Source organism: Bradyrhizobium sp. IC3123, assembly GCF_020193625.1.
Classification (GTDB): domain Bacteria; phylum Pseudomonadota; class Alphaproteobacteria; order Rhizobiales; family Xanthobacteraceae; genus Bradyrhizobium; species Bradyrhizobium yuanmingense.
In genome coordinates this window covers 571,905-581,572 of sequence record NZ_JADYVF010000004.1, presented here as the reverse complement: position 1 = coordinate 581,572, position 9,668 = coordinate 571,905, and the positions used below count along the sequence as shown (strand labels likewise).

At 63.2% G+C, this 9,668-nt stretch carries 13 protein-coding genes; 3 read left to right on the top strand and 10 right to left on the bottom strand.

Annotated elements, in window-relative coordinates; translation table 11 throughout:
- The first annotated feature begins 55 nt into the window (after nt 1-55).
- Complete coding sequence (locus tag I6F20_RS17155) at nt 56-859, top strand: enoyl-CoA hydratase-related protein (protein WP_225127090.1); 804 nt, start codon at nt 56-58, stop codon at nt 857-859.
- A 3-nt stretch (nt 860-862) separates the two neighbouring features.
- Here I6F20_RS17155 and I6F20_RS17150 read toward each other — a convergent pair whose 3' ends face one another.
- A complete protein-coding gene (locus I6F20_RS17150) occupies nt 863-1,135 on the bottom strand; it encodes a hypothetical protein (protein ID WP_225113683.1) in 273 nt (90 codons plus the stop codon).
- 112 nt (nt 1,136-1,247) lie between these two features.
- On the opposite strand from I6F20_RS17150, the gene I6F20_RS17145 reads away from it, so the two are divergent.
- Both I6F20_RS17145 and I6F20_RS17140 read left to right on the top strand, forming a co-directional pair.
- Nucleotides 1,248-2,615 (top strand): FAD-dependent oxidoreductase, encoded by a 1,368-nt coding sequence (locus I6F20_RS17145; protein ID WP_225127089.1) that lies wholly within the window; start codon nt 1,248-1,250, stop codon nt 2,613-2,615.
- A 30-nt stretch (nt 2,616-2,645) separates the two neighbouring features.
- A complete protein-coding gene (locus tag I6F20_RS17140) occupies nt 2,646-3,650 on the top strand; it encodes an ABC transporter substrate-binding protein (protein ID WP_225127088.1) in 1,005 nt (334 codons plus the stop codon).
- Between the two features lie 113 nt (nt 3,651-3,763).
- Here I6F20_RS17140 and I6F20_RS17135 read toward each other — a convergent pair whose 3' ends face one another.
- The 9 genes from I6F20_RS17135 to I6F20_RS17095 all read right to left on the bottom strand — a co-directional run bounded on the left by I6F20_RS17135 (nt 3,764) and on the right by I6F20_RS17095 (nt 9,514).
- Nucleotides 3,764-4,369, bottom strand: a complete 606-nt coding sequence (locus I6F20_RS17135; RefSeq protein WP_225127086.1) for an AbiV family abortive infection protein — start codon at nt 4,367-4,369, stop codon at nt 3,764-3,766.
- Between the two features lie 6 nt (nt 4,370-4,375).
- The gene (locus tag I6F20_RS17130) at nt 4,376-4,897 is read right to left on the bottom strand and encodes a hypothetical protein (protein ID WP_225127084.1); all 522 of its coding nucleotides are present in this window, start codon (nt 4,895-4,897) and stop codon (nt 4,376-4,378) included.
- A 3-nt stretch (nt 4,898-4,900) separates the two neighbouring features.
- Complete coding sequence (locus I6F20_RS17125; protein ID WP_225127082.1) at nt 4,901-5,734, bottom strand: hypothetical protein; 834 nt, start codon at nt 5,732-5,734, stop codon at nt 4,901-4,903.
- Between the two features lie 277 nt (nt 5,735-6,011).
- Nucleotides 6,012-6,551, bottom strand: coding sequence for a hypothetical protein (locus tag I6F20_RS17120; protein ID WP_225127080.1), 540 nt, complete (start codon nt 6,549-6,551; stop codon nt 6,012-6,014).
- A complete protein-coding gene (locus I6F20_RS17115; RefSeq protein ID WP_225127079.1) occupies nt 6,548-6,916 on the bottom strand; it encodes a hypothetical protein in 369 nt (122 codons plus the stop codon). The genes I6F20_RS17120 and I6F20_RS17115 overlap by 4 nt, the downstream gene beginning before the upstream one ends.
- The gene (locus I6F20_RS17110; RefSeq protein ID WP_225127078.1) at nt 6,903-7,319 is read right to left on the bottom strand and encodes a hypothetical protein; all 417 of its coding nucleotides are present in this window, start codon (nt 7,317-7,319) and stop codon (nt 6,903-6,905) included. Before I6F20_RS17110 ends, I6F20_RS17115 begins: the two co-directional genes overlap by 14 nt.
- 519 nt (nt 7,320-7,838) lie before the next feature.
- Complete coding sequence (locus I6F20_RS17105) at nt 7,839-8,072, bottom strand: hypothetical protein (protein ID WP_225127077.1); 234 nt, start codon at nt 8,070-8,072, stop codon at nt 7,839-7,841.
- A complete protein-coding gene (locus I6F20_RS17100; RefSeq protein ID WP_225127076.1) occupies nt 8,065-8,547 on the bottom strand; it encodes a hypothetical protein in 483 nt (160 codons plus the stop codon). The genes I6F20_RS17105 and I6F20_RS17100 overlap by 8 nt, the downstream gene beginning before the upstream one ends.
- 4 nt (nt 8,548-8,551) lie before the next feature.
- Complete coding sequence (locus tag I6F20_RS17095; protein ID WP_225127075.1) at nt 8,552-9,514, bottom strand: hypothetical protein; 963 nt, start codon at nt 9,512-9,514, stop codon at nt 8,552-8,554.
- Between the last annotated feature and the right edge of the window lie 154 nt (nt 9,515-9,668).

The window sequence follows — 9,668 nt, the reverse complement described above, 5'->3', positions numbered from 1 at the left end:
GATCAGGGCAGGCGCGCTCAGCCATAGTGTGCGGCAAACAACCGGAGGACCGCCGATGAGTACCAGCCCCGTCCTGTGGAGCCTCGATGAACGCGGGGTTGCGACCGTCACGTTGAACCGGCCGGAGGTCAACAACGCCTATGACGGCGCGCTGATCTCAGGCGTGCTCGCGGCCATGGACGACCTCGGCAGCAAGCCCAATTTGCGCGTCGTCGTGCTCCGGGGTAACGGCAAGCACTTCCAGGCCGGCGCCGACCTCAAATGGATCAACAGTGTGCGTCCGCAATCGGCTGAGGCGAACGAGGCGGCCTCGCGGGCGACGTTCGAAGCCGTGCAGCGGCTCAACACGTTGCCGATCCCCACCGTCGCGCTGGTGCAGGGCGGCTGTTTCGGGGGCGGTACCGGCGTCATCGCGGCTTGCGATGTCGTGATTGCCGCCGACAACGCCCTGTTCTCGATCACCGAGGTGCGCTGGGGCCTGACCGCCGCGATCATCATCCCGCAGCTCTGCGATGCCATTAGTGTACGGCAAGTCCGCCGCTACGCGCTGACCGGCGAGCGCTTTGGCGCCGAAGACGCCCGCCGCATCGGCCTCGTCCACGAGGTGGTGCCGCTCGCCGATCTCGAGGCCGCAGGCGCCAAGGTGGTCGAGCAGCTGCTCGCCAACGGACCGGAGGCCATGGCCGAAACCAAGCGGCTCGCGCTGGAGAGCTCGTTCGGCGGCATGGCCGTGGACGATGGCGCTTACACCCGGCTCGTGGAGCTGCATTCGCTCAAGCGCCAGAGCACGGAGGCGGCGGAGGGACTGGCCTCCTTCGCCGAGAAGCGGGCGGCGAATTGGGGCAGTGGCAAAGGTTAGGCGTCAGCAGCCGCGGCAGATGTTGTTGATGCTGCGATAGACCGCGTCGTCGTCCTGCCGCAACTGGCGCAGCGTGTCGAGCGTCGTGCTCTCAGCCGCCGGCGTGGCCGGCTTGCGCTTAGCCGACAGGTCTTCCTCCTGCCGCTTGTAGCAGGCCTCGCGATCGGGCTTGGCGGGGATGAAGCGGCAGTTTTGCTCCACGGCCGAGGCGGGAACGGCCGAGATCGCGAGGGCGATAGAAGCGGCGAAGCAGTATCTGACGATGATCGAATCCATGCCTGCACTTGTCTCAGGTCCACCGTTAGCGAGCAACCGCGATCTTGCGGGCATGAGGACCGCCGGCTAAGCCGTGATCCAGTTCGAACCAGATTCCGGGAAGGAACGCGCCATGTGGGCCACGACGATCGACGAACCAGCGCGCAAAGTACCGCTCTATGGCGAATATGAAGTCGTCGTGCTCGGCGGCGGGCCGGCCGGCATCGTGGCGGCAGCCGCAGCGGCGCGCGCGGGGCGGAAGACGCTGCTGATCGAACGTTACGGCTTTCTCGGCGGCATGGGCACAGCGGCCGGCGTCACCAATTTCTGCGGCCTGCACGGCAATGTCCATGGCGAGCACCGGCGGCTGGTGCAGGGGCTGGCCTCGGAGCTGCTGGCGCGGATCGATCGCTTGAACGGCCTCAACGCGCCGCATCTGATCCTCGGCAAGGTTTTTGCCCAGGCCTATGACACCGCCGCCTACAAGATCGCGGCCGACCAGCTGCTCGCCAGCCATAAGGTGAATATGCTCTTCCACGCCCTCGGCGCCGGCGTCGTGATGGCCGATGAGCGCCGCATCGACGCGATGCTGATCGAGACCAAGGCTGGCCGGCAGGCGGTGCGCGCGGAGATCTTCGTCGACTGCTCCGGCGACGGCGATCTCGCCGTGTGGGCCGGCGCGCCGTTCGAGATCGGCGACGAGCATGGCCATCCGCTCTACCCCTCGATGATGCTCCGTCTCAACGGCATCGATCCCGCCAAGGCCGGCGAGGCCTGGCGCACCATTCCGCAATTGATGGAAAAGGCCGTCGCGGCCGGCACCCACGCATTCCCGCGCAGAAGCGCGATCGTGCGGCCGCAAAAGTCCGGCATCGAATGGCGGGTGAACTTCACCCAGGTCGCGCGCGAGGACGGCCATGCCATCAACGGCGTCGAGCCCGACGATCTCACCCGCGGCGAGATCGAGGGCCGCAAGCAGGCGCTCGCTGCGTACGAATTCCTGCGCAGCGCGGTGCCCGGATTTGAGAAGTCCTACATTGTCGACCTGCCGCCACAGCTCGGCATCCGCGAGACCCGCCGCATCAAGGGTGGCTACCAGCTCAGCGGCGAGGACGTGCTCGGCTGCGCCTCGTTCGCGGATTCCATCGGCGTCAACGGCTGGCCGATCGAGGCCCATGTGCCCGGCGACGTCGTCTTCACCTTCCCGCCGATCCCGGAATCGCGCGGCTATAATGAGCTGCCTTACCGGATGCTGGTCCCTGAGGGCGTCGACAATCTCCTGGTCGCCGGCCGCTGCGCTTCGATGACCCACGAGGGCCAGTCGGCCGCCCGGGTCTCCGGTGCCTGCTTCGCGATGGGTGAGGCCGCCGGTTCCGCCGCCGCGCTGGCGCTGTCCGGAAACCGGATTCCACGCGAAATCCCCATTGAAAAGTTGCAGGAAACGTTGAAACAACAGGGCGCCTTCATCGGACGGGACCAGGCGGTGCCCGAAGGCCTGTAACGCACTGCAAGACAAAGCGGAGGAAACGGGATGATCGGGATTGCGCGGCTCGCGGTAGGGGGCCTGATGGCGATCATGGCTATGGGCACGGCATGGGCCGAGGATCCGCTGAAAGCCAGGATCGGCGTGCTCCGCCTGTCGTCGTCGGCGCCGGTCTTCATCGCGCAGGACAAGGGTTATTTCCGTGAGGCCGGCTTGGAGGTCGAGCTGAAGTTCTTCGACGCGGCGCAGCCGATTGCGGTCGCCACCACCTCGGGCGACGTCGATTTCGGCGTCACCGCCTTCACCGCCGGGCTCTACAATCTCGGAGGCAAGGGCACGCTGAAGGTGATCGGCGGCATGAGCCGCGAGAAGCCGGGCTATCCCCTGATCGGCTATTTCGCCAGCAACAATGCCTATGCGAGCGGCCTGAAGACGCCGAAGGACCTTGCGGGCAAGCGTGTGGCGATGACGCAGGTCGGATCGAGCTTCCATTATTCGCTCGGCCTGCTCGCCGACAAATACGGCTTCAAGCTCGCGGACGTGAAGATCGTGCCGCTGCAATCGCTGTCGAATGCCGCCGCCGCGCTCAAGGGCGAGACCGTGGATGCCGCCTTGCTGCCGATCTCGACCGCGCGAAAGCTGATGGACGAGGGCGGCGCGAAATTCCTGGGCTGGGTCGGTGACGAGACGCCGTGGCAGCTGGGCGCGGTATTCGCCGCGCCGAAGACGTTGGCCAACAAGGCGCTGGTGACGAAATTCCTCGGGGTGCTCGCGAAAGCCGACCGCGAATATCACGACGTCATCCTTGCCGCGATGAAGGACGGTGTCGCCCCGATCAACGACAAGACCAGGCCGCTGCTGGAGATCATCGCAAAGTACACCAACCTGCCGGTCGAGCAGGTGGTCGGCAACTGCGCCTATATCGATCCCGACGGCAAGCTCGACGTGAAGAACGTCGACAACCAGATCAAATGGCTGCAGGAGCAGGGCTTCGTCGACAAGGGCTTTGATGCGGAAGCGATCATCGCGAAGGAATTCGTGAAGGTGGATTGATGTTTGCTGTCCTTCCGGGGCGATCTATCGTAATTGAGCGTTTTCAGCAACTTAGCACTGTCACGTCCGGAGCAATTGCCTCGCTGAGTATCGCAGGATTTCGCCCGCGAGTGTCACATTTTTTCGTCCTGAATAGCGGCGCCGGAATCGGCTCTATCGCTGACTGAAACGCCCAGCACGGTCGCTTCATAGAACGACCGTGCTGCCATCCGGTTGAAAGGGCTGGCCAGCGCGGCTTGGGCGTCGTTGGCTATTTCGAGAATCCCGCCGATTTGCATCTCGGCGAATCCCTCATCGACGGCGGTCATCATGTCGTCGTCCTGATACAGCGCATTCTGCTTTCGGCGGTCGAGGTGGCCGTCACGGATCAGCGCCAGCAATTGGCCTTCGTTGCTTTCGTTGAACGACTCCGTCAGCGCCTCGGTGTCGAGCGTCTTCCAATCGATGCCTTGAGGAAACGTCCGCGCAAGGAGCGCGGCAACCAGCAGGTTTGCGACCGCCGCCTGCTTCTGCACATGCGCCGTCGGCCGCTCCTTGGGCTTTGGCAACGGCTTCTCAGCTTCCCAGCTCTTGAGCAGCACCTTGCCGATCTCATCGACGCCGAGCAGGGCCAGCGCGAAGGCACTGGCGTAGCGACGATGGCCGACCAGCAGCCGCGCGTCATCGAGTAGGCGCGTCGCATTGCCGAGTATCAGGCTGAGTTGCTTGTTGTCTGCCATGATCCCTCAGCGCGGAGGTAAGGGCGGCTCAATGCCGAACTTCTGAAGTTCGCGACGCGCCTTGAGCCAGTCGAACAGCCGAGGAAGATCCGTCAATGCGTCAGGGCCGTCCGTCTCACGGCGCTCCCTGAGCCAGCTTAGGCGCTCCGGGTCGTCAATCTGCTCGTGCTCAACGATGGCGAGCAGGCGGTCAACCGTCTTCGGGTTTAGCTTCGCCCATTTAAGGAATGCATCGTATTCCGCCTGTTCGCGTTCTCGCTCGCTCTCCAGCGCGGCCAATTCCCGTTGATTCTCTTCCCTCAGTTTGCGGTCGTTGCGCTCCCAACTGACGATGTCCCACCAACCCCCAGCGACGCGGATCAGCGAGAACAGGTACAGCAACAAGAGAATGTTGAGCGCCCAGCTCGTCGCAGTGGGGCCAATGTGGGGCTCGAACTCACCACGAAACCAAAATAACGCAGCGATCAGGGCTCCCTGCCAGACGGCGCCAAGCAGCTCTTTCTTCAGATCGTTTCTGGTGAGGATCATGGATCACTCGTCCGGAAGATCGATGACCTGATGTAGGTTCGTGACGCGGTAACCAGCAGGACGGCCACCGTTGAGCTGGACGTTCACGTCAACTATAAAACCTTTCTTGTAGACGTTTTCGTCGGCCTCGCGGACCTCATGCTTGATCCTCTGCTCGGCCAGCTCCGACGCATAAATCAGCGGCAGATCGCGTGGTGATATATCCTCGATGGCAACGCGCTCACCGGTGCGTTTTCCCATCACAGAATCCTTGACGTTCGATTGCTTGAACGTCATCAGCACGCGCTGGTGATCTGCGCTCGTCGAGGCCTCCAGCAGCAACTTCTGGTCCTCGATCTGCCGCTGCGCCTCTCTTGCCTGCGTCGTGTCGAAGGACAATGCGGCCCTGATTTTCTTCTTGCCGTCCTCGAAAGCTACGGCCTGCAACGTGGCGCGGCCGTTCGGGTCATTCGCGATGGCGACGACAGATCCCATGAAGTCTTTGAGATCAGAGCGGCTGGCTTCCGGCGCCTTGGATCCACCGAGGTATTTGCCGAGCACCGCACCGTAATTGCGCACAAACTTCTCGACGATCTGGATCTGCTCGATCACATTGACGACTGCGCTCAACCCCTGCATGGCCCATGGAATCAGATCCGCCTCGATGGAGCCAGCGCGCACCTCGCGAACGAAGATCTTGGCGTCACCTGCCAGCTCCGGGTAATCGGACCGCACGAATTTTTCGTACTGGCTTGAGATGGACGAGAATGCGGAAACGAAATCGCTGAGTTCAATCGGTTGCTTGGTTTCAATGTTCAAAATGATGTGCGGTAACGCATCGGCTTTGCGTCGCGCCATGAAGTCGATTCCCCCTCCCAAACTTTCCCGGTTGCGTTATACTCGTCACACGCGCAAAAAGCTATAACGAACCAGAGGTCAGCGCGGGTTTGACCAAAACCCGCGCTGACGGGCTGGCGCTGTTTTCGATCTGAGCCTCAGTCCCACTTGCCAACCGCGTTGTGCCCCGTGCGCGGCGCCAGATGCTGACGCTGCACCTTGGCAACGACGCGGCCGATGATGCCGGGGCCGATCACCGTCGCGTGTTCAATGTACAATTTTAAACCGACCGGCTCTTCTACAGGTATAGCATTTGAGCTGTCCGGGTCTCGATGAGGGCATGCAATTGAACCGGGAAAATTCTGACGGTGCGGTCCAGATGTTGGTCTGGGCCATCGAAGAGATTCAGAAGACCGGAAACAAGCAGGCGGAATGCTTCGCGCGTCAGGCGCTGAACTGTCTCCGGCCATCGGATGGCGATCTCGCTGAAGGCGAAGTTAGCTCGCCTCGCGTCGTTCGGTTTCGGCGCGGTCGCAATCCCGCGCCGGATCAGGATGTCAGCGATTGATGCCCGGCGTCGGCGGGCTGGTCGAACCTGCTCAATCTCACTTTGAGATTCAGCACTAGTCCCACTTGCCGACAGCGTTGTGCCCGGTGCGCGGCGCGAGGTGCCGACGCTGAACGTCGCGCACGACGCGGCCGATGATGCCGGGCCGATCACCTCGTGCTTGGCCAGCTCGATGAACACTTCGCGCAGGAAGGCATCGCGTGCGCGGCGGTCTATAGGCGCGGCGGCATCCATCACGGCGGCGAGTTCGAAATCGGATAGCGAGATCATGGCGCCGCTCGCGTGGAGCGCTCGGCCTGCTCTAGCGCGGCCATCGGGTGCCCCTCGTATTTCGACAAGCCCGCAGCGAGCATCCGACGCTGCAGCCGCATTGCATCCACTTCGCCTAAACGGTTTTCGCCTCGCGCCGCAGCGTCTGGATTGACGGCGCACGGCGGCACCAGCCACGGCCCGATGCGCAGATTCCAAACCTGAAGATAGTGCGCGCAATATCGCCCGACCTCGTCGCGGTCCTTGCCCTCGGCGAGCTGACGGTCGATATGCGGCCGCAATGTCGGAAAGGTGGTGCGGTACATCTCGATGGCCCGGCCAAGGGCCACGCGGTCGAGGCCGGTCAGGGTCTCATTGATAGTCATCGCGGTCCTCCGCGTCACGGATCTCGTCATAAGCGGAGAGGAGCGAGGTTTGCGCTGACGGTGTAGGCGCGGCGCGACGACCGGCCGGGTGCAGGTTCAATCGCCGCGACGTTAGGAGCACGATTGCGGCGTGCATCTTGGAAGCGCCGAGCCAGTGCGACAGCTTGCCGTCGATAATAGGCCGCTCCCGGTACAGCTCGAATGCCTCGCGTTCTGCTACGCTGTGACGAACGTGCATGCTCAGCAGGGCGACGTCCTCAGCCTTGAAGCGGCTGGCGGTTGCGCTGTTCACGAGGGTAAGGAATTCGGCCCGCTCGGCCTCGCTGAGATGTGCGGGCGGCCTGACCCGCTCGGGGCTGGGGTTGACGGGGATTGCGAAATCGCTGGCGTCTTGGCGTGGCATGCTAGGACGAACCCTGAACTATCGCTCCGGTTGTGAAACGGTACGGCAGTAGCGAACGCGGTTGAGCGCGGATTTTAGCATAATTTTCTCGCCTAGGGCTTGAGATCCACCGGCCTCGGTTCCGACCCACAACGCCTAGAGGCCCACGTTGGAACTTTCGAGCGCCGCCGCGCTCGGAAATAGTACCTCCGGATTTTCTGCGGGGTCCCCCCCGGCCCCCTTTGATCGCTGGCAGGCCAGCCAGCCTCGCTGGTGCACTTATTCCTGCTCGCTGACCTTCGCATCGTCCCGCAGGGGAATAACGCATCCACGGCGTTCCTAGAGGCTCGACGTCTGGCCAGCCGTAACCCGTTGACCCAATTGGCGTTTTGGCGCCGATGACATCGTTACTTAAGCCACTGATATAATTGAACTTTTGGCTGCGACGACAGGCCCGAAGCCTAGCACAAGAGAGCGGAACCTCGGAGAATAACTTGCTAAAAGCCAGTTTTCCGGGTCCAGCCGGGCGAGCGGCGGCTTTTACCCCGCCTCGCTATCTACAACCAGAACGAGAAGCCGTCGCGCGGCCATGTCTTTGGCTAGAACCTCTTCACGCTCGAGCGGGTCAAGCGGGTCGAGCGCAGGCAGCGGCGCCAAGATCACGCGCGCTGCTTCGGCCAGTTCGTCCGCGTCGGCGTGCAGCCGATGGATCGTCGCCCGCGCCATGATGTCTGATGCGAGAGCTCTGGCCATCTCGCGGTCCCGCTCAGCCACAACGCTGACTCCTTAGCGGCAACGCAGGAAGATCCACGATCTCGCCGCGACCATGGTCACGCTCAGCGGCGTGGGTGGCGATCTCGATGTCGGCGCGGAGCTGGTCGATCTGCTCTTGCATTTCATGGCGCACCTCTTTGAGCCGCTTCCTGCCCTGCGCGATCACCATGCCATGAGCGTCGTCGCGTGCGACGTCATGCTCGACCAGTGCGGCGCTGATCCGCTCGTCGATCTCGCGCGTTTGTTCGGCAATCCTCTGCTCCAGAGCGACGAGCTTGGCCTCGACTTCCTTCAAGTGCTGGGCCTGCAGCTCTCGGACTTGACGCTCCACGCTGCGTTCGCGTTCGGCAAACGCACGGCGGAGGCGGTAATCGAATTCGCGCTCGGTCAACACAAACTCGGGTTCGCTCGCGGCGGCAGCCTCGCGCTCGGCGCGGTCGCGGCGTTTTAGAGCGAGCAGTTCGGCGACATCCATCCCATCACCACGTTGCGTTCTCAATCCACGCGATGCAGCCCGGCGCGACACTCCAAGTCACGCGAGCAATGCAGCGCAAGCTGAAGGCATCGATCTGAAACATGCTCACAGTAGGAGCCGCGACGACATTGGGATCAGGAGCCGTGGCGGGCGTTCCGATCTGCGATGCCGGATTAGCGAGGTGCAGCGTCGATTGACTGCTGGCATCGACCACCGGCTCGCCTTCGCCCGCGACCACAAACCCGTCGGCCGCGAGTGCGACGATGGTGCCATTGGTGAGGGTCTTGGCCTCGATCACCTTACGCTTGAAATTCGGCCACTGTAGCGTTTCGAACGCCGCAAACAGATCCGACGCGACAATGAGGACGACGGACCGCGTACTGACGCCAGCGGCCGAAATCGCGGCGAGCAGCGCCTTGTGATCTTCGGCCGCCGACGCGCCAGCGGCAATCGGGGGAACGCCGAACCGCAAACCGGCGGGAGCCGCTGCAGTCTCGGGATCAGCCGAGAGCAAAACCTTCTCGCCGCCCGTGCTGACCGAGTTTTTCAGCAGCCGCGAGATCAACACGCTGGCGGCTGGGGCTGACAGGTTCTCCAGCTCGTTGGTGACCGGCGCGATCAGCGCCAGCTTCCGAACCGGTCCGATCAACTGGCCTTCGAACACGCCTTGCGCTGTCGGGATCGGAAATCCCTCCTCGATGAACACCGCGTCGCTGAAGCTCCTCAGCGAGGCAATCGAGAATTGGGACACGCCAGTCGGGTCGATCTTGTCGCCAAGATCGAGGATATCGGTGAACGCGCTATCAGGCGCGAGCAGCATGAGCTTGGTGACGGTGCTGCTGCCGGGAAAGCCTGCGACCTTCAGCGGCTCTACGGCACCGCGCAGGATCATCTCGGCCCGGCTGTCCTCGCGCCAGTTGTCGCGGAGAATAGCCTCAGCGCTGGTCTTCTGGATGCGGCCGAGCACGCGGGCAGTGCTGGCGCGAATGAAGCTGCGGAGCCAGTCGCGCGTGATGGCATCGCGATCAGGCCGAAGCGGGATGCCCTGTCGGGCGGGTGCGAGGGCTGTGCTCATGGCGGCAGCATGGCACGGCTTTGGTCTGATCCGTTCCCGGCGCGTC

What these genes read in the sequence shown, in the direction of transcription:
- I6F20_RS17125 (WP_225127082.1), bottom strand. Translation starts at nt 5,734, where the DNA reads ATGGCGCGACGCAAAGCCGATGCGTTACCGCACATCATTTTGAACATT.
- I6F20_RS17130 (WP_225127084.1), bottom strand. Translation starts at nt 4,897, where the DNA reads ATGATCCTCACCAGAAACGATCTGAAGAAAGAGCTGCTTGGCGCCGTC.
- I6F20_RS17115 (WP_225127079.1), bottom strand. Translation starts at nt 6,916, where the DNA reads ATGACTATCAATGAGACCCTGACCGGCCTCGACCGCGTGGCCCTTGGC.
- I6F20_RS17140 (WP_225127088.1), top strand. Translation starts at nt 2,646, where the DNA reads ATGATCGGGATTGCGCGGCTCGCGGTAGGGGGCCTGATGGCGATCATG.
- I6F20_RS17110 (WP_225127078.1), bottom strand. Translation starts at nt 7,319, where the DNA reads ATGCCACGCCAAGACGCCAGCGATTTCGCAATCCCCGTCAACCCCAGC.
- I6F20_RS17100 (WP_225127076.1), bottom strand. Translation starts at nt 8,547, where the DNA reads ATGGATGTCGCCGAACTGCTCGCTCTAAAACGCCGCGACCGCGCCGAG.
- I6F20_RS17145 (WP_225127089.1), top strand. Translation starts at nt 1,248, where the DNA reads ATGTGGGCCACGACGATCGACGAACCAGCGCGCAAAGTACCGCTCTAT.
- I6F20_RS17155 (WP_225127090.1), top strand. Translation starts at nt 56, where the DNA reads ATGAGTACCAGCCCCGTCCTGTGGAGCCTCGATGAACGCGGGGTTGCG.
- I6F20_RS17135 (WP_225127086.1), bottom strand. Translation starts at nt 4,369, where the DNA reads ATGGCAGACAACAAGCAACTCAGCCTGATACTCGGCAATGCGACGCGC.
- I6F20_RS17150 (WP_225113683.1), bottom strand. Translation starts at nt 1,135, where the DNA reads ATGGATTCGATCATCGTCAGATACTGCTTCGCCGCTTCTATCGCCCTC.
- I6F20_RS17120 (WP_225127080.1), bottom strand. Translation starts at nt 6,551, where the DNA reads ATGATCTCGCTATCCGATTTCGAACTCGCCGCCGTGATGGATGCCGCC.